Origin of the sequence: Spongiibacter nanhainus (assembly GCF_016132545.1) — a bacterium.
Lineage (GTDB): Bacteria > Pseudomonadota > Gammaproteobacteria > Pseudomonadales > Spongiibacteraceae > Spongiibacter > Spongiibacter nanhainus.
This window is the reverse complement of the sequence record NZ_CP066167.1, coordinates 2,946,811-2,972,131: the sequence shown is the minus strand read 5'-3', so window position 1 is coordinate 2,972,131 and position 25,321 is coordinate 2,946,811. Positions and strand designations below refer to the sequence as shown.

Genomic DNA, 25,321 nt, shown 5'->3' with positions numbered 1-25,321 from the left:
GTTATGGGAGTGTCTCATTGTTATCCGGTTGTGCACTAGTCGACGTTTTGTGATGTCGGTCACAGTTCACTAGGGGGCGCTTCGGTTTTCCCTTAGTTCTTCTACTTCCCATTATTGCTTCAATGTTCACCACATGTTGTGGCGTTGCTGCTTTATTAACTGTGGCGCGGTATGCAACAGCATGATGTGCGAGCGGGACCTCTTTTCTAGGTATCGACGGCGATCTGATTTATATAACGGAGTAAAGCATATGTGGAAACTTGAATCTGGCAAAGGCGTGGCCGCGATTGCGTTAGCCGCGAGCCTTTCCCTGACCGCCTGCGGTGGCGGTAGCAGCGGTGGTGGCGGTGGTGGTAACAATCCCGGCGGCGATGGTGGCAACCCCGGTGGTGGTGGCGATCCGGTCACTCAATACCAAGGTGTTGAAGGTCCTCTGGATGTGGTCCAAGAGCCGCTGTCCACCCAGGTCTTTGGAACGTTGGCCGATGGCACTGCCGGCACACCACTGGAAGGTGCAGTGAAGTGTCTTGATCAGGTAGTTGTCGAAGACGTGGTCGACATCCTCGATTCTGTGCTGGGTGTTGCCAGTGCCGAGACGGCAGCGGATCCGCAAGCGGCTTTTGGCACTGCGCAGGCCAATTTGCAATTGGCAGCGGGCGAACTGCTGAACGACTTGCCGAATCTTCTGGCTTCTCTGGCGGGTCAAAGTGATTGCTCTGGCACCTCTGCCGGTGGCGATGATAATCCCTTGGCAGGTACGCCGCTGGCGCCTTTGGCCGATGCTTTGGCACCCTTCCTGGGCGGTAATTTCGACCCCTCACAAATGGATGTGACCACGCTGACAGGCTTGTTTGCCGACATCAGCAGTGCTTTCAGCGAAGGTATCGATGGTTTGCCTGCGGAAGTGTCTGGCGCGCCGGTTCTCGGCGGATTGCTGACCACTCTGGATGTCGCACTGGCTGACTTGGCGGTGACCACGAACGCGGTTGCCCTCAGTGATGGTGAGGCGGTATCTGCTGGTGTAACAACCACGCTTAACCACCTGCTGACCGGTGTGTTGGTGGACGTTGTGCCCATCGGTTTCTTCGAGCAGCAAGCGGGTCAACCTGGTCTATTCAGCGCGCCGATCGAGTCAGCAGTGGGCGAGATTACCACTCAGCTGGACGGTGCCTTGGGTACAGCTCTTGTGCCCCTGTTTGACGGTCTGGGAACCCTGTTGACCTCCATTGAAGGTGCGCTTTCAGGTGGCCTGCCCGGTGGTGTAGGTGATGGTCCTACCGGAACGCCTTTGGATGCTTTGCTTGGGCCCCTGATGAGCTTAACCGATAGCCTTCCCGGTGCGGGTGGTGTGCCCAGTGGTGATGGTGTGACTGGTACGCCTCTGGATATCCTGCTGACGCCTCTGGTGTCTGCTATCGAGGGCGGCGGTGCAGGTTCTTGCCCACTGGCGAGTACACCACTGAGCCCGATTTGTGGTGTGGTTGATGGTCTGCTGGGTGGATTATCTGCGTCGCCTGGCGCAAACCCCCTGACTCTGTTGACTGACCTGATCGATACCCTTTTGGGTGGCCTGCTGGGTGGCCTGACTGGACAAGCCTAAAAGCTTACTACCCGACTCTCTATCTCAGGGCGGCCTCAGGGCCGCCTTTTTTTTTATCCGATTTGTGGATAAAGGCGGCACGCTTCCTCAATGACCATGGCATGGCGGCGCACCAGTGCCGGTCGGTCGCGGTCATAGCCTCCGCCAATGACGGTAGCCACCGGAACCCCCCGGTCCAGGCAGGCTTGAATGACTACGCGGTCCCGCTCGCGAATACCCGCCAAGCTAATATTCAGCAGGCCCAATGGGTCGTCGCAGTAAATATCTACGCCGGCATCGTAGAGGACCAGCTCTGGCTTCACACTTTCGAGAAGACCGACAAGGGTCTGTTCCACAGTGTGTAGATAGTCGGTATCGCCCATGCCGCTGGGGAGTGGGACATCCAAATCACTGAGCGCCTTGCGGGCAGGGAAATTCTTTTCGGCGTGGATAGAACAGGTAAAAACCCGCTTCTGGTCGCTCAATATGCTGGCCGTGCCATCGCCCTGGTGTACGTCGCAGTCGAAAATGAGCACTTTCTTTACCTGCTGCCGTTCGACCATTGCAGTTGCTGCTACCGCAAGATCGTTAAAGACACAGAAGCCTGAGCCAAACTCCCGATGCGCATGGTGGGTGCCTCCTGCTAGGTGGCAGGCCAGACCGTAGCGCAAAGCCAGCTGTGCCGTGAGTAGCGTGCCATTGGGGGCAATCCAGCTGCGATGGACCAATCCGGCGCTCCATGGCAGTCCCAACCGACGCAGCTCCTGCCGATCGAGTTGATTGTGGCTGAAGCGGTCGATGTAGTTCGGGCAATGCGCGCCGGCGAGGATGTCTTGTCGGCATTTGCCAGGGCGGAAGAGGTTTTTGGAAGTGATATGGCCCGATTCTTGTAAGTAGGAGTGCAGCAAACTGAACTTCTCCATCGGAAAGCGGTGGCGGGGGTCGAAGTCAAAGCTGTAAGTGGGATTGTGGACCAGCGGCGGCAAGGTCATCGCTCGCTCTCCATGGCCGCAGGTGAGGTGCTTGGGGGGCGGTTTTTCATGGTGTGAATGATGTCCAGCAAGTCGTTGTTAGAGAACAAAATTTGCATCGAGTGTGAACTACTACCATAATCGGTCGCAAATTTTAGAGCTTTCATATTAAAACGCGGCCAAGCGAGCTCGACAGCAGTGAGTCGGGCTCACCATCAGAGCGGCGAGAAGCGATAATGAGATAGGGGCTATGCGAGAACACTTTGGGGTGACGATCACCACCTATCGTGGTGCGCGTCACTACACGATTACCCAGTTGATGCAGCGTTTCGCCGTGGGCTTTGCCGGCCTGCTGTTGGCTGTTTTTCTGGTGGCCTTTTTAACCATTTATTTCCTCTCTCATCGTTTGGGCACGATCAACAATGAGCTGTCTCAGCTACAGCAGCAACAGCAGCATATAAAAGAAGAAAATCGCGCCTTGCTAGCAGAACAGTCCAAACTGCAGAAATCTGTCGATGAAAAAGTCGCCGCCCTCAGTGTGATGGGGGAGGAACTCAGCTCTATTGAGTCAATGATCGGCCTTAACCCTGCCGATGATGCCGCCCTTTATCAACGCTTGGATACTGCCAGCCAAACGGCTCAGGAAAAGCAGTACATGTTGACTACGATTCCCAGCGGTTACCCCTTGGATGACCCCACCGTCACCAGTTTATACGGCATGCGGCAGCATCCGGTGCTGGGGCGAATGGCAATGCATCGCGGCGTGGACTTGAGAGCGAATATTGGTACACCGGTATACGCCACCGCCGACGGCGTGGTGGAGTGGTCGGGTGACAACGATGGCGGCTACGGGAAGATGGTCAAGTTGGGCCACAATTTTGGTTTTGATACCTTGTACGGCCATCTGGATAAAACAACGGTGTCCGCCGGTGATTACGTTCGACAGGGGCAGCTTATAGGCTACAGTGGCAATACAGGTCGCTCCAGTGCGCCCCACTTGCACTATGAGGTTCGCCACCTTAACCGCCGGCTGCCACCTACGGCGTTTATGGAGTGGTCTCTGGAAAACTACGACGGTTTATTTTCTCGTGAGGAGCGCATCAAATGGGATTCCCTGGCAAGAACGCTAAGAAAACAGATAGCGGTCCCCGAACGACGGTGGTCGCAGCTGGCACAGAGCTTACCGGCGACATCGAGCTAAAAGACAACTTTCACCTGGACGGCAAAATGCAGGGCAATATCAATGCCCGGGGTGACGTTACCATCGGCCAGAGTGGTCGTTTCCAGGGCGATGTCAAAGCCAAGCGGGTGCTGGTAAGCGGGCACATGGATGGCAAGGTAGATGCGGATCGGCTGGAAATTGTCGCCTCTGGCCAGGTCAGCGGAGACATTAAAGTCCGCGAGCTGGTGATCGAGCCCGGTGGTCAATTTGTTGGTTCAAGCCACGTCAAAAAGCACGATACTCCCCGCCTGGTGCAAGATAACAGCGATGCTGAGAGCAGTGCCGCCGAGTCAGTCGCGGCACCCCGCAATGCCTCAACCACGCCGGTGGAATGAGCGTCTGAACCGCTGCTAGCTCGCCCCCCAACGATGGGGCGGCGGGCAAAATTGTAATTATTGCCACTTTTTCCCCAAAAGTGGCGAAATCCCAATTCTCTGCAAGACTTACTGTCAGGAGCCATGGATTTGTCCTTGGTGCCTGATTTTTCAAGCATTTGTGGAGCTAATAAGAATGCAAAAATCGTTACTCTTTGCTGCGGCCGGAGCTGTCGCGCTGTCAATGTCATCGGGAACATCGTTAGCGCAGAACCGTTCTGCGTTGCTGGAGGAGGTGCTGGTCACGGCCACCAAAAAGGCGGAAGCAGAGAAACTGCAGGATGTGCCTATTGCTGCGACTGCCTTTGGTGAAGGGCAGTTAGAGGCGCTGTTTGTGCGGGATCTTCAGAGCCTGTCGTACAGTATGCCCAATGTGTCGATGGATGATGTCGGCACGTCGAAGGGTGTGGCTAACTTCTCATTTCGAGGCCTGGGTGTTAACAGCTCTATCCCTAGCATCGATCCGACAGTTGGGGTGTTCGTCGATGGTGTCTACCAAGGCACAAATTCGGGCGTGGTCTTTGACCAGTTTGATATGGAAGGCATTGAGGTGTTGCGTGGCCCACAGGGGATTTTGTTTGGCCGCAACGTGACCGGTGGTGCCGTACTGATTCGTACCACTGACCCCTCAGAAGATTTCACGTTAAAAACCCGTGCGGCGGTGCAATCCGGCGAGGACTATTACTACTCGTTGGTGACAACCGGTGCCCTAGTGCCGGGTAAGCTGCTCGGTAAATTTGCCGTTTATTACAACGATGATGGTGGTTATTTCAAAAATAAGAATACTGGCAACGGCAAAAGCAATGACAACTTTGGCCAATCGGAAACCATGATGCTCCGCTTGGCGGCGACCTATCTCGATCAGGGCGGCGGTGAAACCACTCTTAAAATAGAAGAGGGCAGTAACGAGGGGGATGGCCCTCCAGGGCAGAACCATGCTGTGTACGATCGCGACACCTTTGATTTTGCCATTGATGAAGAGGGTGAAAACGACAGTGACTGGTCTCGGATCACCTTGGAGCATGTCCGGAGTGTGGGAGACGGGACCTTGACCAATATACTTGGTTGGAAGGATCTCGAGACATACGCGGTATCGGATATCGATGCACTACCGGTACCGGGTTTTCACGCTGCCATAGCGCTAGATGCGGAGCAAATCAGCAACGAGCTTCGCTATAACATCCTATTGAATGAGCGTTTTGATGTGACGGCCGGGCTGTATTATTTTCAGCAGGATTTGACCTACATTGAACGGCGGATTATCCAGGGTGGAGCCCAGGACGTAACCGGCGGGGGTGTGCAGGACACCGAAAACTGGGGGATTTTCACAGCGGTGGATTACCGCCTGTCAGAGGCTTTGACTCTGCTGGCGGGTTTGCGCTACACCCAGGAAAAGAAAGATGCAGATATCGCGACCATTCCTTTCAACTCCTGTGATGCCAAAAAAGTCAGTTGTAGCAATTACGACTTCAGCGACTCGGAATCCTGGAGCAATGTGTCTCCCAAGGTGGGGGTTCAGTGGTACCCGATGGATACCCTGCAACTCTACGCGAGCTTCAGCCAGGGCTTCCGCTCCGGTGGCTACAATCAGCGTAATACGGTCCCCACTGCGAGCCCCGGTCCCTTTGATGAGGAAAAACAGGATTCCTTCGAAATGGGCTTTAAACTGGATGCCGCCGATGGCGTACTGCGTCTGAACGGTGCCGTATTCCACAACAGCATCGAAGACATGCAACGGGAGGTCAATTTTGCCGACCCCAATTTCGGTGTCGCCCAGGTGATCGTCAATTCGGCCGATGCCACCATCACCGGTGCAGAGTTTGAGTTGTTGGCGGCTCTGAATCAGTACTTCGTATTGACTGCCAATGCGGGCTATTTGGATGGTGATTACGACGAAGTCAGAGAAGACCTGAATCGTGATGGTCAAGTCAACAGCGCCGACGAAAACCTGGCCCTGCCTCGACTGGCCCAGTGGACCTACGGCATTGGTCTGAACTTCGATATGGACGTAAACGACGGTGACCATATCACCGCCCGGGTAAGCTTTAATCACCGGGATCCCAGCGCCTATACCGATGACAACCTCGGGGTACTGAACTCCGCGGATATGGTTAATGTGTCAGCCGCTTATGGATTTTCCAATGGCATCACGCTGTCGCTATTTGGTAAGAACTTGAAGGACGAGGTGACCCACGGCAATGACACCCAGCTTCCTGCCGCCTTTGGTGGTCCGGGAGCATCGTTTGCACCGTTAAACAAAGGCCGCATCTACGGCGCAGAAATCAAATACGAGTACTGATCTCAATCCACCCACCAACAATACAGCGCCGGGTTCAGCTCGGCGCTGTGTCGCAAAATCTCAGCGTTATAGTCGCATTTATCTAATGAATTTTACTTTCCAGTATGCTGTAATCCCCGCCTAGCCTGCGGGGTGACGGTTTGGAGAGGCTGCCCCCGATATGTCCAGACCCTAAGCAAATATAATAGTGGGGGGAGTTTTTTGAGACCGACCGATGTTCGTGACCCCGAGTATTTTCACAAGGTGGTCGACTGCCAATACGCCTGTCCGGCGCACACACCAGTACCGGAATATATCCGGCTGATCGCCGCTCAGCGCTATACCGACGCCTACATGATCAACTGGGAATCCAACGTGTTTCCCGGTGTGCTGGGGCGCACTTGTGACCGCCCCTGTGAGCCAGCCTGTCGGCGGGGTCGAGTTGAAGAGGAGCCGGTGGCGATTTGCCGGCTTAAGCGAGTGGCGGCCGACAACAAATCGGATATTCGCGATCGCCTGCCGGCCATCCCCAAGGCCAAGAATGGCAAGCGAATTGCGCTGATTGGCGCCGGACCGGCCTCGCTGACGGTGGCCCGGGATCTCATGCCCTTGGGCTACCAGATCGACCTCTATGACGAGCAGCCCGCTGGCGGCGGTTTTATGCGCAGCCAGATCCCCGCGTTTCGTCTGCCGGAAACGGTGCTGAATGAAGAAGTCGACCTGATCCTCGATATGGGGGTGGTCACCCACTTCAACACCTATGTCGACAGTCTCAAGTCAGTGCTGAACAAAAACTACGATGCGGTGTTTGTCGGCAGCGGTGCCCCCCGCGGGCGGGACCTGAATCTGCCCGGTCGGGAGGAAGCCGCCGATAATATCCACATTGGTATCGACTGGCTGTCCAGCGTCGCCTTTGGCCACATTGACTCGGTGGGCAAGCGAGTGGTGGTGCTCGGTGGTGGCAATACGGCGATGGACTGCTGTCGTACAGCCCGGCGCCTGGGCGGGGAAGAGGTCAAAGTGGTGGTGCGTAGCCCCTTTGCCGAGATGAAAGCCTCGCCCTGGGAAAAAGAGGATGCTCAGCATGAAGGGATCCCCATCCTCGACAATCACGTTCCCAAGGAATTTTTGATCGAAGATGGTCGCCTGTGCGGGGTCCGCTTCGAGAAGGTTAAAGCGGTTTACGACAGCGATGGCAAACGCTCACTGGTACCCACTGACGAAGAGCCTGTGGTCATACCCTGTGACGATGTGCTGATGGCCATTGGACAGGAAAATGCCTTCCCCTGGATTGAGCGGGATATCGGCATCGATTTTGGCAAGTGGGACATGCCGGTGGTGGACGAGCAGACCTTTCAATCCACCAATCCACAGGTATTCTTCGGTGGCGATGCCGCCTTCGGCCCGGAAAACGTCATCACCGCCGTGGCCCACGGCCATCAGGCGGCGATCTCCATTGACTTGTTCTGCCGTGGCGATGCCGTGGATCAGCGGCCGCCGCCTGGGGTAACCCTGGTCTCCCAGAAAATGGGCATCCACGAGTGGAGCTACGATAGCGCGGTAGAGGACGATGTGCGCTATGTGGTACCTCAAGCTGACGTCAGTGAAACCCTACTGGACCGCAAGAAGGAAGTTGAGCTGGGCTTCGATGCCCAAACCGCGTTCCGCGAGGCCCAGCGCTGTCTCAACTGCGATGTGCAGACGGTGTTTGCCGAAGACCGCTGCATCGAGTGTGATGCCTGTATCGATATTTGCCCCACCGACTGTCTGACCTTTGCCGTTAACGATGGTGAAGAAGAGCAGGTTCGAGAAAAGCTCAAGATGCCGGCCCACAACCGGGAGCAGGATATCTATGTGTCCGAGGACCTGAAAACCGGGCGCGCGATGATCAAGGACGAGAATGTCTGCCTGCACTGCGGCCTGTGCGCCGAGCGTTGCCCGACCGCAGCCTGGGACATGCAGAAGTTTTATTACTCGGTTACCAAGGCGGCGTCGATACTATGAGAGCGATGAAAACAGCCAGCGCGGCGCCAATCGAGGGCGTCAACGACTTTGTCATCAAGTTTGCCAACGTTAACGGCACCGGCTCGGCCAGCGCCAACAACATGTTTGCCAAGGCCCTGTTTCGGATGGGTCTGCCCGTCAGCCCCAAGAATATCTTCCCCTCCAATATTCAGGGCCTGCCCACCTGGTACGAAGTGCGGGTGAGCGAGAAAAATTATCTGGGCCGCCGCGGCGGGGTGGACATGATGGTCTGCGTCAACCCACAAAGCATGGAGCGGGACATCAAGGAAGTGGATGCCGGCGGCTATTTCTTTTATGACTCTAGTAAGCCGCTGGACCTGCGCTTGATGCGGGACGATATTCAATTTATCGGCGTGCCGCTGAAGGATATCTGCCAGCGTGAATACAGCGATCCCCGGCAGCAGCAGTTATTCCGCAATGTTATTTACGTCGGCGCATTGGCGGCGCTGTTAGACATTGAATTCGATGTGCTAACCGGCATTGTGGCGGATCAATTCCGCGGCAAGGAAAAACTGATCACCCCCAACGTTCACGCCCTGGAATTAGGTTACCACTACGCCCGGGATCACTTTGACTGCCCACTGGGGATTCGCGTGGAGCGCCGGGATGCCGTAGGGGATCGTATTCTGCTGGATGGCAATACCGCTGCGGCGCTGGGCGCCATCTACGGCGGCGCTACGGTGGCGGCTTGGTATCCCATCACTCCGTCAACCTCGGTGGTGGACGGTTACGAGAAGTACTGCAAGCGCCTGCGCATCGATCCCGGTAGCGGCAACAAGAACTACGCCATTGTCCAGGCGGAAGATGAGCTGGCGGCAATCGGCATGGTGATCGGCGCCAGCTGGAATGGTGCCCGGGCGTTTACCGCCACCAGTGGCCCCGGTATCTCGCTGATGAGCGAGTTTCTCGGCTTGGCCTATTTTGCTGAAATCCCCACCGTACTGATCGATGTACAGCGTGCTGGCCCCTCAACCGGGATGCCGACGCGCACTCAGCAGTCGGATGTTATGGCCTGCGCCTACGCCTCCCACGGCGACACCAAGCATGTGTTGCTGTTTCCCGCTACACCCCGGGAGTGCTTCGATATGACGGCTGAGGCCTTTGACCTGGCCGAGACTCTGCAAACGCCGGTCATCATGCTGACGGACCTGGATCTGGGGATGAATGACAATATGTCCGAGCCCTTGAGCTGGGACGACTCCCGCCAGTATCGCCGCGGCAAGGTCTTCAGTGAAGCCGATCTGGAAGGGATGAGCGAGCGCTTTGGCCGCTATCTTGATGTGGATGGCGACGGCATTCCCTACCGCACTTACCCGGGTACCCACCCCACCAAGGGGGCGTTTTTCACCCGTGGTACCTCCCGAGATGAGTACGCGGTGTACACCGAGGATGGCGCCGCCTACGAGCGCAACATGCAGCGGCTGCTAAAAAAATGGGATACCGCCAAAACCCTGGTGCCGAGCGCCGAGCTGATTGAGGCCAAGGGCGCCAAGGCCGGGGTGATTCATTTTGGCACCAGCCGCGATGCCACCATGGAAGCGCTGGATTACCTCGCCGAGGAGGGCATTGCCCTGGACAGCCTGCGCATCCGCGCCTTTCCCTTTGGCGATGAGGTTGAGGATTTCCTCGAGCGGCACGACATTATCTTTGTGATTGAGCAGAACCGCGATGGTCAGATGCGCAGCCTGCTGATCAACGAGTGTCAGGTGCCCCCCCGACAGCTGCTGTCGGTACTGAATTACGGCGGTATGCCCATCACTGCCCGTCAAATCCGCGATGAGGTCGCCGCTGTGATGCGCGGTGACAATGTCACCCCGATGCGCAAAAAGCCCGGGGCAAAGGAGTCGTAGTATGAGTTTTGTTCGTCCTTCATTCCGCCACCCCGAGCTGCCCGTCAACGGTCTTGGCTATACCCGCAAAGACTACGAGGGGGCGATCTCTACGCTGTGCGCCGGTTGTGGCCACGATTCCATCAGTGCCGCCATCGTCCAGGCCTGTTTCGACATGTCCATCGCCCCTCACCAGGTGGCCAAACTGTCGGGGATCGGCTGTTCATCCAAAACGCCCACTTACTTTCTGGGCAACTCCCACGGTTTTAACTCCGTGCACGGTCGTATGCCCTCAGTGGCCACCGGTGCCAACCTGGCTAATCGGGATATGATTTATATCGGTGTCTCCGGTGACGGTGATACCGCCTCCATCGGCATGGGGCAGTTCACCCACGCGGTGCGGCGCAACCTGAACATGGTCTATATCGTTGAAAACAACGGTTGTTACGGCCTGACCAAGGGCCAGGATTCCGCCACCGCCGATGTCGGCTCGGCCAGCAAAAAGGGGGAACCCAACCCCTTTGAGCCGATTGATTTGGCCAGTGTTGCCCTGCAGCTGGGGGCGACTTTTGTGGCGCGAAGCTTCTCAGGTGACCGCGACCAACTGGTGCCACTGATCAAGGCGGCGGTGTCCCACCGTGGCTTTGCATTTATCGATGTCATTTCCCCCTGTGTGACCTTCAACAATAATCCGGGGTCCACCAAAGGTTATGAGTTTGTGCGGGATCATTTAGCTGCCACTGGCACGGTGGACTTTGTGCCCTTCAAGCAGGAAATCGCCACCGACTATCCCCAGGGGGAGTCCACCGAGGTTACCCTACACGATGGCTCGGTGGTCCATCTGCACAAGGCGGACGCCGAATTGGACCTGCACAGCCGCCGCTCCGCGTTGAAGCTGATTAAGGATTACAAGGCGAAGGACCAGATTCTCACCGGGCTGTTGTTTATGGACGAGGACTCTCAGGATTTGCACGAGATTCTGGCGACCAGCAAGACGCCGTTACGGGCGTTGGCCGAAGGGGACCTGTGCCCAGGACAAAAGGTACTGGACAAGCTCAACGAGAGCCTGCGCTGATCGGCGGTGGTAAGCCGCCACCGCCTTAACGTCTCCTGCCCAGCGTCAGCCGGGATTCAGTGGATCATCCATGCCAGCTGGTCGTCCGCCGGGCAACTGATGCGGGCGTGATCCTGGCGACCCATTAGTTCCATGAAGGTGCTGCGTTTGAGGTGCACCAAGTGCTGGTGGTCGCCGCACTCAAAATAGATGTCCTCGGCCTCGGCCAGGGCATCGTCCCAAGTCACCGGCATGCCGTAGGCCTGTCCCAAAGCTGGAACAGCCCCCTCCACACAATCTTCGAACCACGCCATCAGCTCTTGCTCGTCAGCGAGGGTAAAGTGACCGTGCATATGCTCATCCAGCCAGTCCATCATAAGCCTGTGGTCCGTGGGGATAACACACAATCGATAGCGATCCCCGTCATGGGTGACCACGGCCTTGGCCAACTGCTTTGGCGGGATGCGGGCCAGCACAGCCGACTGCATGCTGGAATGGCTGGGCTGATGAGCGATCAGCTCGTAGTTGACGCCCGTGTTTTGCAGGTGGGTAGCGATTCTCGGAGCCAAACTCATTGGAATGTCCTCCTGTTTTGACTAACGCTGCGAGGGCTGGGAGCCACTCTATGAGAGTCCCAGCCGGTACTCCGGCCTCTGGGCCGTTATTGCAATGTAGCGCCGCGTCTGGACGCTGTCCAAGATGGGATTTGTTTAGCCCAGGCCGCCATTACTTCTTTGCGCTATAAGCGCCAGCCCCCGAATACCCTGGCTTTCAGCCGTTTGGTTGTCACTGAATCGTCATCTTTCACGAAAGTGAAATCATATTGTCACATTTGGAACATATTATGCGTGCCAGTAGCGCGAAAGCCTTCGCTGTCGCCGACATGACTTTGATGATGACTGATTTATTGAGGGTCCGAGTCCCGGACCGAGGGGAAAAAATGCTGACTTTTCGTCGTATCCTGTTTGTAAGCACCGCCCTTTTTGCCGGGGTGGCGATGGCGGATGAGCCTGCAATGGTGTTGGAAGAAGTGACCGTAGTTGGCGCGGTTCGCGGCAGCGACAACGTTCAAGTCGCCAACGTCGATATGCCCGGTGATGAAGAGCTCAAGGAAATGCCCGTCGCCTACGAGTAAGCGACGTTTAGCTCTCTGACTATCTCGCCTTTACCTGCACCGCCGATGTGATATCCAGGCGGTGCAGTTGTCTGTTGATGTCCAGAATTGTCGCCTGTTCACCCTGGCTCAAGCCCAGGGTGATGTAGCCGGCATTGAAGTCCCCCAAACCACTGTCGAAACTCTGCCAGCGGTCGCCCACCCAGGCCTGTACCCAGGCGTGGGGCACAAATACAAAGCGTCGGCCCAAGAAACGTTCATTGTTGTAGGCAAGCCCCAGTGCCACCCGGGTGGGAATGCCCGCGGCACGCCCCAGTGTAGCCAAAAGTAGAGCGTGCTCGGTGCAATCGCCGGTCTTGTTGTGCAGTGCCTCAACGGCGGTGGCGTAACCCCGATAATCTGCCTCCTCATCCATATGTTGAGTAACAAAGCGGGTCAGCCGACTCATTGTCAGTTCGGGGGAGGCATCGTGTTCCGGGGCCAGCGATGCGATCGTGGCGACGATATCTGGGTGCTTGGCGTCGAGCCAGTAGTTGCTTGCCAGAGCCTCTCTGAGCGCCCCGTCGCTGGCGGGAGCCTCATCGCCGCAGTCCTCGCATACCGTGACCTCAAAGCCGTCTTCGACTGCGACCACCCGCTGCTCGTCAGTGGTTGGGGGCGCCAGCTGGCCAGTGTTGCGCAGCTGATACCGTATCGTGCCCCGCAGGGCGCCGTCGTGTATGCGGTAGGGGGAGCGGATGACATGCCGATAAACATGAGTGATGGGGCTAAACGCCGACAGGGCGCAGTCCCGGTCACATTCGATAAGTGCCAGTTCACCGGCTGAGGTGGGGGCGTATTCCTCGGTGATGTGGAAGTCCTCAGTGGTGTAGGAGACTGTGACGTCTTCAGGGCTGTCCGTCCGCCAGCGGCGGATGCGCCAGCGCCGGTCGGCGGGTCCCTCCGGTTGTAGGGTGGCCTCCAATTGAAAGTGCACAAAGTCGAGCTGGGCAAAGCTCCAGGAATAATAGCTCAGGGCGCGTTCATCCCCATCTTGCTTGCTCAATGCCTGTTTGAGCCCCTCGCGCAGCAGCAACGGCTCCGGAACGGCTAGGGTTTGCAACGGCCTCTCACTGTTGTCAGCGGTCACCCGCCATTGGTTGCCAGTTCGCACTGCCGACAGCCGATGGTTAGCGCTGTTGCTGCTAAGGGTCTTTACTACGGAGAGGGGCACGCCTTGCGGGCTTTCCCGGAATGTCAGGGTGGTGGTGGTTTCTCTGGGCACAGAGCCGGGCTGCTGGAAGGTCACCACCATGGTTTCCCGAGTCAGTCGCTCGCCGCCCTTTCGCCAGCTATGAACGTGTCGATAGCCGATGTTGTCGCCATCTAGCGACACTGCTTGCCAGCTACCCTCGTTACTAAGCTGCTCTGGGCTGGGTGAATGGCAGGCAGTGATTACTAGCAACAGGCAAAATACAAGATGGCGCATAGGTGTTTTTACTTATAAGATGGCGATTAGTTGGGGCCGGTCTTACACGCCCTATTTGGGGCAATAATCCAAGAATTGTGACCGTGTTCTCACTCGCTGGCCTGTAAGTGCGGCTATCCGAACACTGACATCCGGGTATCACGTATATCTGCAATCGGCGGCATAGCTGAAAATTACCACTACTGGCGAGCAAGTTAAGGGTAAGGTAATTCGATGAATATTAAAAAACTTTGCGCGGTATTTCTGGCGGGCACAATCAGCGCGACCTTTGCACAAGCAACTGGCATGTCCCGTTGGCAATTGGAAGACATCTCCAATTCGACTGGCTACACTGTTCCCGGTGATTCGGTATCGATGCACCAGTTTGGTATGCTCAAGCATAGCCATATATGCGGAAACGATGAACTGTACCTGATTTGGTCCAGTGATACCCCCAATGTGTGGAATTTGCCGGGACAGCGCTTGGATGTGACCGCGAGCTTTGACGGAACCAGAGTAGAAATGCCCCTTGAGGTCGTGTCTATCAAGCCAGTGTCGCAAAACCGTAAACTGGTCGTTCTCGCTCACGTATTTCCCAATAAGGCGGTGATTGATTTGATTGGCCAGTCCCGGCAAGTCACTGTGTCGATGCCTTCTTCTTCAGCTCACAGCGGCTATTTTGATGTTCGGCAAGAAACTTTTTCTCTGAATGGGTTTATAGAAGCCCGCGCCAAAGCACAGTGGGCTTGCGATCAGAAAAGTATTTAGCTTGGCCTTTGGCGCAATAGCAATTCAGGTAGCCGGCACTAGCCGGCTTTTTTATGCCCTTCAGGTTGAGTTCAGGTGTAGAGCTCTATCCTCAGGTTGTAACTGGAGGATAACGCTATGTCGAATGTACTGAGCAATACCGAAAAACCCTACCGCCGACTCTATTTGGGATTGATCCTTGCCGCGCTTTTGGTGGCGCTGATCAGCCCGCGGCAGGCCCATGCCGACGCAGAAACCACCGCCGCTATACTGGTTGGCGCTGCATTGTTGTATGCGGCTCACGATGACTACAAAGAGCGGGACAAAAAGCACAAACGCCACTACCGTGGGCGGGATGACCACTATGCCCACTACCAATACAACAGTAAGCGCTACAAATACGATGACTATCGCCGGGACTATCGCAGCGGCGGCCACAGCCACAGTCATCCCCATTGGAGCCGTCGCGATGACCACCGTGACCACAACAGGCACGGCAATTGGTATCGCGGTGATCATGGCAAGGGTGAACACTATGGCAACGGGTACAAATACGGCCACGGCAAGAAATTCAAGCATTGGCCCTCAAAGCACTCTGATGCCAAATACCGTCACGACAAGCACCGTTACGATCGGCACCACGAAAGCGCCAAATGGAATACTCGGGTGAGAGCGTACTGAGGACGTATATCCCTGTGCTTGCGCCGGCTATCGTGCCGGCGCTTTTTTATCTGTGGTTCCTATTGGAGCGCATCTGCCTCACTGACCTTGGGGCGACTCTCCTTGCTGCCCCGCATCAAAGGTCCTTCGGGGGATTCATTTCCGTCGTAGTGGGCGAGCATGATGTGATCATCGTGAACGTCGACAATGACGCCGACAAAAGGCATATCTTCCATGCTGCCCATTACGCGATAGCTGACTAAATCCCCTTTTTTAAAGGTGTCAGGCTCAAAATTCAGTTCAAAAGGGCATTGGTCGCCGTTTTCATTACTTATCATATCTTTCATTGTTTCCCTCCTGGCGGGGGTGGGGCTAGGGGTGTCAGTGTCTCTACTTTGAGTACGCATCTTCAGCCCAGCCTGTCAATCACTGCAGAATTGTAGCTAACCTTGGCAGAGGCTGGCAGTCAGGTTGCAAAATTGTAACGTCGCTTTTTAGGTCTTAGATTGGCGCTGGGCCTTGCCCGTGCTGAAAAATGGCTAGAATGCCTTGATTGGCCCTAGAGTCTGAACTGGTACTTTACATAAAGGAGGGGTGAGTTATGCCTCGTGCGAGGCGTTGGATCCTAACTTTGGGAATATGTTGAAAGCAATCGAACCGATATTCCTCATTTACAGCTAGCCTCTTTGGGGAAGGGACAGATTTGCGTCTAGTGGGGCATATTCTCTCCCAAAAAAGTGCCGACCTCTTGGTTTTATGTCTGTGCCCATTTTATTTCTGGAGCCAAAAGGTCAGGGCTTTTTGACCGCTTGGCTGTCAACCAGATGGTCGCCGAAATCCCGGGGCCAAGAGGTCAAAGTTAAATTTCAGGAAAAATTATGGGCACAATTTGGGCACAGATACATTTGGCAGGCACAAAAAAACCGGCTCTTCATCATAAACGGGGGACACCGGCATTCATTAAACTGAATTTGCGACGAAACAGTTTAATGGAGACTACCGATGTCCCACGCAGGAATGATTATAGGCCTACCGGGCCTTGAGATAGAACGGGTCGTGCGCGCACAGGGTATTGAAGTGTGGGCCAAGCCGAGTATCAGACCGCCGTGCAAGCACTGCCAGGGGGCGGGCTTGCGGATCAAGGCGACCTACCAGCGAACCATCAAGCATACCCGCCAGGGCAACCAGATCCTGACTTTGCACCTGCGGGTGCCCAAATATCATTGCCAGGCGTGCCGACGGTATTTCCGCCATTCGTTTGTCGGGATACGCCCGCGCTACCGAGCCTCTGAGGCGTATCGCCTGGAGGTCTTTGAGGCACACGACGGGGGTGTCACCCAGCGCAAGCTGTCTCTCACCCACCGCATCAGCCCAGCCACCGTTGAGCGCTGGTATCAGCATCATGTTGGCCAAAAGCGGTCCGAGGGAGATCGCCGCTATTGTCCCCGGGTACTGGGCATTGATGAGCACTTTTTTACCCGCAAGGCCGGCTATGCCACCACCTTTGCAGACCTGAGGAACCACAAAGTCTTTGACGTCAAGCTAGGGCGGTCAGAGCCGAGCCTGCGCCGCTATTTACGGGGTTTACAAGGTAGAGAGCAGGTCCAGGTGGTGGTGATGGATTTGTCAGAGACCTACCGTAGCATTGCCCGCCGCTACTTCCCCAATGCCACGATTGTGGCCGATCGATTTCACGTGGTGAGATTGATCAATCAACATTTCCTGAAGGTCTGGCAGCAACACGACCCGGAGGGGCGCAAGAACCGAGGGCTGATCAGCCTGATGCGTCGTCACAAGTGGCGCCTCCGCGATGAACAGCATGTGAACCTGATGCGCTACTTGGCGGATTACCCGGTGCTGCAGGCGCTGTATCTCGCCAAGCAGCGGCTGGTGCGCTTCGTATTGCTCAAGACCCTGACGCGCAAGAAAGCAGAAGCCCGTTTGCCGGCCTTCGTCGCGTTGATTGAGCAGTTAGAGGCTAGCCCATTACACGCCCTAGCTCGCACCTTGCGGTCCTGGTTGCAGCCGATAGTGGCGATGTGGCGCTTTACCAAAAGTAACGGCATTACCGAAGGCTTCCACAACAAAATGGAAATGATCTCGCGGCGAGCGTATGGTTTTAGAAACTTTGAAAATTACAGATTGCGAGTGCTGGCCCATTGTGGATGGGACGGTGTGATTAACAGGGTTTAGTGAGTGTCATCCCCCGTTAATGGGGTAGAGCCTTTTTCCAGTGTGCAGCGTGTTTTCCTGCCGCCAATCAACTCCCATCATCCCCAGAATTCGATGCACCAGACTTCGAGCATCGAATGACGAGTCTTCCGCCATCGCGATCGCAGCCTCGGCCAGTGCGGCAATGACCATACGAATTACGATTTCCGCTTCCGTGCTGTTAAATAGCTGGTGAAAATACGCACCTATTGGGTGCTCAGAACTATTTAGCAGCGCTTTGACTGCTTTGAAAACCGAGGTGTCCGGCCATCTTTCGCGTCCCAGTACACGAGTTGCGTCGATGAGTACCACCCGGTTGAAGCCAGGTTGTTGCATCACGTCGAGGAAAATATCCCACGCTTGCTCCGCTGAAAAGTCCTCGTTTTCTGCCAATTCATTGATTTTACCTGCAAGTTGCCCTTCATAGAACTCGGTAACCGCGGTAAAAAGCTCTAGTTTATTGCCGTAGTAGTGATAGATCGGTGTGACTGTGATGTCAGCTAATTTTGCTATATCCGCCAGGGACGTATCGGCATAGCCCCTTTCGCCAAATAAGATCACTGCGCTTTCAAGCACCTTGTCTTGGGTTTGTTTCCGTCTCTCTGCCTGTGTTTGTCGAGAGGAGGGTAGTTTCTTTGGACGAGGCACTATCCAATCTCCAGCAATGTAATTGACTTATATAATATCATTATATAAGTTTATCGAGTGACTGCAAGGCGGCAGGTCCTTTGGTTTACCGCCAGAATAACGTTAACGAGCAAAAATTATCATTATGCGGGTTTTGGTTACTGGTGCTTTTGGCAACCTAGGCGAACGATGTGTCGAGCAGCTGATTTCTGCTGGCCATCAGGTGCGTTGTACAGACATCGACACTGCTGTGTCGAGGGCACGCGCCAATCGCCTGCGAGGGCGCTGTGACGTCGTGCTCTCAAATATCTGTGATCACAAACAATTTCCGGCGCTGGTTGCAGACGTGGATGCCATTATCCATCTCGCCTCGATATTACCTCCGAAATCCGATCGCCTTCCAGGCTTGGCATATGCCGTCAATGTGGAGGCGACCAAAGCGCTGATCGATTGTGCCGAGAAACAGGCGAAGCGACCGCTGTTTGTATTCCCATCCTCTCTCACGGTGTTTGGCCCATCGAATAGGGATAAACCCTGGCGCTCTCCAAATGACCCTGTTGTGGCGACGGATAACTACACCCGGCACAAGATTGATGTCGAAGCGTACCTCGCCGCATCTGAGGTGCCATGGGTTGTGATGAGAATAGGCGTATCTGTAGATAGTCGTACCTGGAGTACAGAGCGACAGGTTATAAGAACGCTACTATCTGTGCATCCTGAAACCCCACTTGAGTATATCCACCCTTCCGATGTGGCGCGCGCTTTTCACCGTGTGCTTGAAGTCCCTGAGGCCGCAGGAAAAGTATTACTACTGGGTGGCGGTAAAACCTGTCAGGTAACCCATGCCCAATTTCTAAATGCTGCATTCACGGCATTAGGTTTTAAACAGGCGCAAAGTATATTTGGCACAAATAACTACTATACGCATTGGTTGGACACCGAGGAATCGCAGCGCATGCTTGGCTTCCAGAGCACGCCCTTCGAGCAGTATCAAGACGAGTTGACGCAGAAATTTTCATCGGTACGGATCGCAATGTTGCCGCTGAGGCCACTACTAAGGCCGCTAGTGCCGCGTTTACTGAAATATATCTAAGGCAATTAAATCAATAACAGACGAACAGGTGCCTATTATGGACAGATTAAAACACTACTGTTTACCTTTTGTAGTCGCTTTTCCCTTTAGCTATGCGTTCAGCGTATCGGCTCAGGAAGGCGCTAATGCGCAGCCGAGACTAGAAGAGGTTGTGGTTACGGCTCGAAAACGCGAAGAAAGTATTCAGGAAACCCCTGTTGCCGTTACTGCCCTATCCGGAGAGAGCTTGCGCGACCGTGGGATATTGGCGGTAGAGGAATTGAGTAAATCTGTTCCTAGCTTACAGATCAACAACAGCACGTCGCCGCAGATTTTTATACGAGGAATCGGGCAGCGTGCACCCTTCGCCCGCTTCGATCCGTCTGTCAGTGTTTACTTGGATGGTATATTTATACCACGGCCCGATGGACAGTTACTCGACACTATCGATGTCAGCAGTGTCCAGGTACTCAGGGGGCCCCAGGGCACGCTATTCGGTAAAAACAATACCGGTGGTGCTCTCGTCTTCACATTGAAAAAGCCCGGCGAGGATGCGGATAGCTATGTTGAGGCAAGCGTCGGTAACTATAATGAGCAGCGTATACAGGCGGCCTTTGACGTGCCTGTCAGCGATGATTTTTATACTCGGTTCTCATTCAACAGCCGCCGCCGTGACGGCTTTCTGAAAGATGCTACGGGGCGTGAGAACCAATCGATAGACCGTTTGTCGGCGATTCTGCAGAGCCGCTGGATAGCTTCTGAAGGGCTAACAGTGGATGGCTTTGCCTTTGTGGGAAAAATCCGTGAAAACTTTCCCTCATACCATTGCCGTATCACCAATGAAGACGCGTTGTTTGTCAATGGCCTGGGTATTTTGTGGCCCGGCGATACGGACCCCAATAATCCCTCTGCTTATGTCGATAACTGTAATGCCAACAGACGTAGTGCTCAGGGCGATCTGCGTACCAACCAGGGCGATAGCCAGCGGCAACAAAAAGACCAAGATGAGTTGATGTTGGGCCTCACGTTCGATTACCAGCTCAGTGATAGTCACAACCTAAAGGCGATTATCGGTTACCGGGATGCTACTAAAATAAATCCGCAAACCACAGCGGATGAGGGCGGTCCAGCCGAGTTTTTGCGCGCCGATCTGTTGGGAGATAGTGAGCAAGAATCGCTAACACTTGAAGTACAGTTGAGCGGCCTGATCTTTGAGGACGTCGACTATACGGCGGGGCTGTTCGTTCAAAATGAATTCAAATCGGAACGATTTAACACTGCCAATCCATTAATTGGATCTGAGCCGGTTAACTTTCTTGGCCTGTTTGCCGGGCAGCAAGGGTTTGATGCCGGTGCAGTCACCGATTTACTCAACTCTTTAACCGGTCTCGTACCCGGCGGTACGGTGCCGCTCGTGGCGGGTGCGCTGCCATTGGCCACCGTGCAGGATTTTGATATCGACGGAGAGACGATAGCCGCTTTTGCTCAGGCAACCTGGCATGTCACCCGTGATTGGGAGGTCACATTTGGCGGACGTTACACTCAAGAAACACGAGACTCGTACCTGGTAACACGCAGTGCTGATCTAGCCGAAGTCACCTCAATCGTCAGCGGTGCCGATCCGCGTTTTGTCCCCGTGTTACCCGATATGGGCGCGATGGCCTTTCTCGGCCGATGGTCCCAAGATCCGCTCACCATCGCCAATAATATCTTAAGGGAGCGCTTCCCCGGCGACATCAGAGCACCGCTCGGGGCGCCCAAAGTTGATACCCGTGAGGATACGTTCCGTCAATTTACGCCGATGCTGTCCTCCGCTTATCTTGTGCCAGATACGATATTGGATGGAACATGGCTCAACTCTGCCATGATCTACGGTACCTGGAGCAATGGTTTCAAATCCGGGTTCCAAGAGCCATTTGGACTGGATGGTCTTAGTGTTGTTGAACCCGAGGAGTTAGAAAACCGGGAGCTGGGCATAAAAATCGACGCGTTAGAGCAATCGCTTCGTGTCAATATCGCAGCCTACTCGATGACATTTAAAAACATGCACCTCATTACGGTAAATGTCGATAGTAACAACACATTGGTGGTGGGGTCGCAAAACGCCGGCGAATCAGTGATAGAAGGGGCTGAGCTGGAGGTAGTGTGGTTTCCCAGTGCGGACGCGGTCTTAAACTTTACTTACAGCAGCAACGACTACCGTTTTGAAGAGTTTATGGACAATGACCTCAAATCCTTGGCTTTACGCGGCGAACGGGTACCGATTGATCGCTCGGATGAGGACTTCGCTGTGTCACCCGATACGACCGCGTCCCTCGGCTTTCAATATCTTATCGATACTCGATACGGTCTTTTCACACCGCGTGTAGATATCAGCTACAAAAGTGAAATCTATCTGGGTTTGGATCGAGGTGCTTGGGAGTCTGCCAAGGAGAATAAAGCCAACGCGTATGCCGATGCCTATTTCCTCGTTGATGCTCGTGTAAAGTGGGATTTGGATCGAGACGATTTAAGCGTTTCGATCTATGCAAAAAATCTATTGGATGAGCGCTACGACATCGGCGCGGTATCAGCGGGCGACAGTATTGGAACGTTTACCCGAGTGTTGGGGGATCCTAGAACCTACGGCATTGAAATGAGAAAGACCTTCTAGAATGCCGCCACTGCGAAGAGAAGGAGATGCACAGGTGAAATCTGCGAATGCCAGGGTGGCCGTCATCACAGGGGCTGCTGGAGGATTGGGTAGCGCTCTCACGCGGGAACTGGCGAAACGGGGTTGGAATTTGGCGCTAGTTGATATCGATAGCGAAAAACTGGCAGAGCTAGTGGGGACGCTGGCGAGTAGTAATAACTATATAACGGCGCACGTTGCCGATCTGAGAAACAGTGATCAAATCGCTGCGCTAACGCAAGAGGTAAAAGGTAAGCACGGTAGTGTGCATTGCTTGATCAACAATGCGGGAATTACTCTGCAGAAGAGCATCGAGTCACACAGCATTGAAGATTGGCGGCGGGTATTCGATCTGAACTTTTGGGCTACGGTGTCACTGTGTCAGGTCTTTCTGCCCATACTGAAAGAACACAGCAGGGCGAACATCGTCAATATATCTAGCATGGCTGCCTGCTATGGCATGCCGAGCCAGAGTTCATACAGTAGTAGTAAAGCCGCGGTGCAGGCCTTCAGTGAGAGTCTGCGGGTTGAATTATCCAGTTATGGTATCGGTGTTACTTGTATTCTTCCAGGCGCCATCAATACCGATATGATCAAGGCGACATTAAGTGAGTCTGATGATATTGCCCAGGCTAAAAAAAACCTAGCCCTTGCGCAACGTTTCGGTATTCCCCCAGAAAAAGCGGCAAAGTGCATCATTGATGCTTTCGAACGTAACCGTCGGCAGAAATATGTCGGTATTGATGCGCGCGTCTTCAATTGGATGGTTAAGCTGTGCCCTGGGCTAGTTTCGGCTGTATTTGCTAACACCTATCAGAGCGTCAATAAGGTGAACCCAACTTAGTGATAGCCCACTTTTCTAAAAGCGTAAAGTAATATGAATCATACCCACCCTGCGTTAATACCAGGCTCACTCAATACGTTGTTCCTTCGCAATCGTATCATCAAGGCAGGTACCTTTGAGAACATGACGCCGGGCGGAAAGCCTAGCCAGCGTCTAGAGCTATTCCATAGTCAGTTTGCTGATGGAGGGGTAGCGATGACCACCATTGGCTACTGTGCGGTGGCGACAGAGGGTGCGTTGAACGCCAATATGATGGTCATGGAGGAAGCGATCCGGGATAAGCTAGAGGCCTTGATCAGTTCGCTCCATGCCAAGGGCTGTAAGGTCTCTGGTCAGATGGGGCATTGCGGGGCGTTTTCGAAGAACCGGAACCTGACTGTTCGACCGAAAGGACCTAGCAAGGGGCTCAATATCCTCGGATTCACTGAGGGCATGTGGCTAGCCGATGCGATGAGCATCGGTGACATTGATGACATGGTGGGAAAATATAGATCGGCGGCCCTCTTTATGAAATCAGTGGGTTTCGACGCGCTTGAAATCCATTTTGGGCACGGATATGGGCTCTGCCAATTCTTGAGCCCCCTCACAAACCGACGTACAGATGAATATGGTGGTAGCTTAGAGAACCGCCTGCGATTGCCACTGCGGGTTCTGGCTGCGGTTCGCGACGCTGTGGGCCAAGACTACCCTATACTGGGAAAAATTAGCATGTCCGAAGGGCGTCGTGGCGGACTGGATTATGACGATGCTGTGGTGATTGCCAAGGCACTGGACGAAAACGGCATCGACGGCATTGTTACCAGTGGTGGTACCAGCACCATGAACCCTATGCTCATGTTTCGAGGAAAGAGCATTCTGCCGGCGCTGCTGGAGCACGAAAAAAGCCGAGCGATGCGCCTTCTTTATCGGCTAGTTGGGAAGAAAATGTTCCCTTCTATGCCCTTTTATGAGCTGTATTTTATTGAGCAGGCCAAGCGCATACGCAAAGCGGTTAACTGTAAACTGATCTATATTGGTGGTGCCAGTAGCGGCCGCAGCCTTGAGACGCTTTTCAGTGCAGGTTTTGACTTCGTCCAGTTAGGGCGAGCGTTACTTGCGGATCCCGATTTACCCAAGCAGTTACACTCAGACCCCCATGCAGCTAGCCGCTGTACCCACTGTAATCGCTGTGTGGGTACAATAGAGAGCCCGTTGGGAATTCACTGCACCGAATACGGTTTGACTTTAGCTGACAGTGAGAGTCAATCCCATCGTGCCGGCGAGTAGCGAAATAGGGGCAAGCAAAGGCCCCACCGAATCGCTGACATTCTTGAAAGCAACCCCAAGCTAAACGAGGCCAGTAACGCCGTGTCCGCAGAAACCTGATAGTTGAGTAGATATAAGTAGCACATCGCCACCAGCAGGGAGACGGTGGCGTAAAGCTCCTGACGGAAAACGAGGGGTGTGCGGTTGCATAAAACGTCGCGAAGAATCCCGCCAACGATACCTGTTGTGATACCCGATATAATCACAATGGGTACGTCATAGCCCAGTTGCATTGCCACGTTACAGCCAATAATCGTAAAGGCTACAAGGCCCAGTGCATCCAATACTAAAAATAGGTCGCGGAGACGGTGCATAAAACGAGCTAATGCTACCGCGAGCAGGCCGCCGCTAACGGTTAAGTAAATATAGTGGGGATTTTGAGTCCAAGTTACAGGGAAATTGCCCAACAACACATCTCGCACAGACCCACCACCTAGTGCAGTGACGAATGCGATAACAGCCACACCAAAAAGATCCATATTACGACGGCCCGCAGCCAGCGCGCCTGACATGGCCTCAGCAGTGATGGCAATAAGATAGATAGAGGTCAGCACACAGATCTCCTGTGATTCTGTTGCCTCTCCCCCTGTCCTCGATGCCTGAGAGTTTACAGACGATGTCTGCTTGCCCCTTCGGCGGACTGCCTTGAGCAGCCTCTCTCCAGTCGGCGTGATGTGAAAGTTGCAGTACCTGAGCCTGAGCGTTTATGGGAGTTTGCGCCTTCGGCGGGGCTGTGCCCTCTCTCCTGCAGTCGCAATGATAGCCCACTAGAAACATTTTGGCGACATCTTCCCGTGGTAAATATGACAGGAGCTTGTGTGGTCGTAAGGGGGCAAGAATTAACCGGCTTTTCCCGGGTAATGCCTCTTAGTTTTAAAGTGCTACGTATTTCTAGTGAGTGTGCGGGAATTGTCGTCACCATCCTCAAACGTGCCTGGTCGGGCAAATCGATAAATAAGTCCCGAATTGAAGGAATGCTGATATTTTGTGCTCAAGAATTTGCGCTGGGGTAAGAATCTTCCAGCACCTCAATTCAGAACGAGGCTAAAAATAAAGTGCCATATCGACTCTGGTAGCTTTTAATCGGCTACGATTTTTGAGGTGACTAACTGCGAGCGCCATGGTTTAACGATGCTGAAAACATTTTGACGTTGCTGTGTTTGCTTCAATATATAGCTAGTGGCCTATTATCTCTACTATGTTAGTGGTGGAAACGCATCCGTAAGATAATTATTAATCGTATTTATATTGTTTAAAATGACTATGCGAATGGTTTTGGTTGTTTTTATAC

The 25,321-nt window shown here is 54.3% G+C and carries 21 protein-coding genes and 2 riboswitches; of the genes, 15 read left to right on the top strand and 6 right to left on the bottom strand.

The genetic code is table 11. The annotated features are described in order from the left end of the window. Nucleotides 1-250: 250 nt before the first annotated feature. Nucleotides 251-1,600 carry a hypothetical protein gene (locus I6N98_RS13535; RefSeq protein WP_198568882.1) on the top strand — a complete coding sequence of 450 codons (1,350 nt, stop codon included), beginning with the start codon at nucleotides 251-253 and terminating at the stop codon, nucleotides 1,598-1,600. A 53-nt stretch (nucleotides 1,601-1,653) separates the two neighbouring features. Here I6N98_RS13535 and I6N98_RS13530 read toward each other — a convergent pair whose 3' ends face one another. Next, nucleotides 1,654-2,571 carry a histone deacetylase family protein gene (locus I6N98_RS13530; protein ID WP_198568881.1) on the bottom strand — a complete coding sequence of 306 codons (918 nt, stop codon included), beginning with the start codon at nucleotides 2,569-2,571 and terminating at the stop codon, nucleotides 1,654-1,656. A 229-nt stretch (nucleotides 2,572-2,800) separates the two neighbouring features. On the opposite strand from I6N98_RS13530, the gene I6N98_RS13525 reads away from it, so the two are divergent. The 6 genes from I6N98_RS13525 to I6N98_RS13500 all read left to right on the top strand — a co-directional run bounded on the left by I6N98_RS13525 (nucleotide 2,801) and on the right by I6N98_RS13500 (nucleotide 11,353). Next, entirely contained in the window at nucleotides 2,801-3,751 is a 951-nt protein-coding gene (locus I6N98_RS13525) for a peptidoglycan DD-metalloendopeptidase family protein (protein WP_198568880.1), read from the top strand. Continuing rightward, complete coding sequence (locus tag I6N98_RS13520) at nucleotides 3,709-4,107, top strand: bactofilin family protein (RefSeq protein ID WP_198568879.1); 399 nt, start codon at nucleotides 3,709-3,711, stop codon at nucleotides 4,105-4,107. Before I6N98_RS13525 ends, I6N98_RS13520 begins: the two co-directional genes overlap by 43 nt. A gap of 175 nt (nucleotides 4,108-4,282) precedes the next feature. Then, the gene (locus I6N98_RS13515) at nucleotides 4,283-6,445 is read left to right on the top strand and encodes a TonB-dependent receptor (protein WP_198568878.1); all 2,163 of its coding nucleotides are present in this window, start codon (nucleotides 4,283-4,285) and stop codon (nucleotides 6,443-6,445) included. A 201-nt stretch (nucleotides 6,446-6,646) separates the two neighbouring features. Continuing rightward, nucleotides 6,647-8,428, top strand: coding sequence for an FAD-dependent oxidoreductase (locus I6N98_RS13510; protein WP_198568877.1), 1,782 nt, complete (start codon nucleotides 6,647-6,649; stop codon nucleotides 8,426-8,428). A 5-nt stretch (nucleotides 8,429-8,433) separates the two neighbouring features. Continuing rightward, nucleotides 8,434-10,299, top strand: a complete 1,866-nt coding sequence (locus I6N98_RS13505; RefSeq protein WP_198568876.1) for a 2-oxoacid:acceptor oxidoreductase subunit alpha — start codon at nucleotides 8,434-8,436, stop codon at nucleotides 10,297-10,299. 1 nt (nucleotide 10,300) lies between these two features. After that, nucleotides 10,301-11,353 (top strand): 2-oxoacid:ferredoxin oxidoreductase subunit beta, encoded by a 1,053-nt coding sequence (locus tag I6N98_RS13500; RefSeq protein ID WP_198568875.1) that lies wholly within the window; start codon nucleotides 10,301-10,303, stop codon nucleotides 11,351-11,353. A 56-nt stretch (nucleotides 11,354-11,409) separates the two neighbouring features. Here the strand turns inward: I6N98_RS13500 and I6N98_RS13495 are convergent, their stop codons facing one another. Beyond that, nucleotides 11,410-11,907: an aminoacyl-tRNA deacylase gene (locus I6N98_RS13495; RefSeq protein ID WP_198568874.1), complete on the bottom strand. Its 498-nt coding sequence runs from the start codon at nucleotides 11,905-11,907 to the stop codon at nucleotides 11,410-11,412. Nucleotides 11,908-12,272: 365 nt separating this feature from the next. Between I6N98_RS13495 and I6N98_RS13490 the strand changes: the two genes are divergently transcribed. Then, nucleotides 12,273-12,467, top strand: a complete 195-nt coding sequence (locus tag I6N98_RS13490; protein WP_198568873.1) for a hypothetical protein — start codon at nucleotides 12,273-12,275, stop codon at nucleotides 12,465-12,467. Between the two features lie 19 nt (nucleotides 12,468-12,486). Here the strand turns inward: I6N98_RS13490 and I6N98_RS13485 are convergent, their stop codons facing one another. Beyond that, the gene (locus tag I6N98_RS13485; protein WP_198568872.1) at nucleotides 12,487-13,914 is read right to left on the bottom strand and encodes a transglutaminase-like domain-containing protein; all 1,428 of its coding nucleotides are present in this window, start codon (nucleotides 13,912-13,914) and stop codon (nucleotides 12,487-12,489) included. Nucleotides 13,915-14,127: 213 nt separating this feature from the next. On the opposite strand from I6N98_RS13485, the gene I6N98_RS13480 reads away from it, so the two are divergent. Both I6N98_RS13480 and I6N98_RS13475 read left to right on the top strand, forming a co-directional pair. After that, a complete protein-coding gene (locus I6N98_RS13480; protein ID WP_198568871.1) occupies nucleotides 14,128-14,661 on the top strand; it encodes a hypothetical protein in 534 nt (177 codons plus the stop codon). A gap of 117 nt (nucleotides 14,662-14,778) precedes the next feature. After that, nucleotides 14,779-15,321, top strand: coding sequence for a hypothetical protein (locus I6N98_RS13475; RefSeq protein WP_198568870.1), 543 nt, complete (start codon nucleotides 14,779-14,781; stop codon nucleotides 15,319-15,321). Nucleotides 15,322-15,380: 59 nt separating this feature from the next. On the opposite strand, the gene I6N98_RS13470 is transcribed toward I6N98_RS13475, so the two are convergent. Next, the gene (locus I6N98_RS13470; RefSeq protein WP_198568869.1) at nucleotides 15,381-15,647 is read right to left on the bottom strand and encodes a hypothetical protein; all 267 of its coding nucleotides are present in this window, start codon (nucleotides 15,645-15,647) and stop codon (nucleotides 15,381-15,383) included. A 655-nt stretch (nucleotides 15,648-16,302) separates the two neighbouring features. On the opposite strand from I6N98_RS13470, the gene I6N98_RS13465 reads away from it, so the two are divergent. Next, the gene (locus tag I6N98_RS13465; RefSeq protein WP_198568868.1) at nucleotides 16,303-17,493 is read left to right on the top strand and encodes an ISL3 family transposase; all 1,191 of its coding nucleotides are present in this window, start codon (nucleotides 16,303-16,305) and stop codon (nucleotides 17,491-17,493) included. Between the two features lie 6 nt (nucleotides 17,494-17,499). On the opposite strand, the gene I6N98_RS13460 is transcribed toward I6N98_RS13465, so the two are convergent. Next, complete coding sequence (locus tag I6N98_RS13460) at nucleotides 17,500-18,159, bottom strand: TetR/AcrR family transcriptional regulator (RefSeq protein ID WP_198568867.1); 660 nt, start codon at nucleotides 18,157-18,159, stop codon at nucleotides 17,500-17,502. A gap of 124 nt (nucleotides 18,160-18,283) precedes the next feature. On the opposite strand from I6N98_RS13460, the gene I6N98_RS13455 reads away from it, so the two are divergent. The 4 genes from I6N98_RS13455 to I6N98_RS13440 are packed head-to-tail and all read left to right on the top strand — an operon-like array spanning nucleotide 18,284 to nucleotide 23,991. After that, the gene (locus I6N98_RS13455; RefSeq protein ID WP_198568866.1) at nucleotides 18,284-19,231 is read left to right on the top strand and encodes an NAD-dependent epimerase/dehydratase family protein; all 948 of its coding nucleotides are present in this window, start codon (nucleotides 18,284-18,286) and stop codon (nucleotides 19,229-19,231) included. 37 nt (nucleotides 19,232-19,268) lie between these two features. After that, nucleotides 19,269-21,863 carry a TonB-dependent receptor gene (locus I6N98_RS13450; RefSeq protein ID WP_198568865.1) on the top strand — a complete coding sequence of 865 codons (2,595 nt, stop codon included), beginning with the start codon at nucleotides 19,269-19,271 and terminating at the stop codon, nucleotides 21,861-21,863. Between the two features lie 34 nt (nucleotides 21,864-21,897). Further along, a complete protein-coding gene (locus I6N98_RS13445) occupies nucleotides 21,898-22,725 on the top strand; it encodes an SDR family NAD(P)-dependent oxidoreductase (RefSeq protein ID WP_198568864.1) in 828 nt (275 codons plus the stop codon). Between the two features lie 33 nt (nucleotides 22,726-22,758). Next, nucleotides 22,759-23,991, top strand: coding sequence for an NADH:flavin oxidoreductase (locus I6N98_RS13440; protein ID WP_198568863.1), 1,233 nt, complete (start codon nucleotides 22,759-22,761; stop codon nucleotides 23,989-23,991). Here the strand turns inward: I6N98_RS13440 and I6N98_RS13435 are convergent. Further along, on the bottom strand, nucleotides 23,967-24,584 hold the full coding sequence (locus I6N98_RS13435) for a trimeric intracellular cation channel family protein (protein ID WP_198568862.1): 618 nt from the start codon (nucleotides 24,582-24,584) through the stop codon (nucleotides 23,967-23,969). The two genes, I6N98_RS13440 and I6N98_RS13435, sit on opposite strands and share 25 nt — an antisense overlap. A gap of 22 nt (nucleotides 24,585-24,606) precedes the next feature. Then, nucleotides 24,607-24,704: riboswitch (glycine riboswitch) on the bottom strand. Further along, nucleotides 24,705-24,788, bottom strand: a riboswitch (glycine riboswitch). Nucleotides 24,789-25,321: the final 533 nt, after the last annotated feature.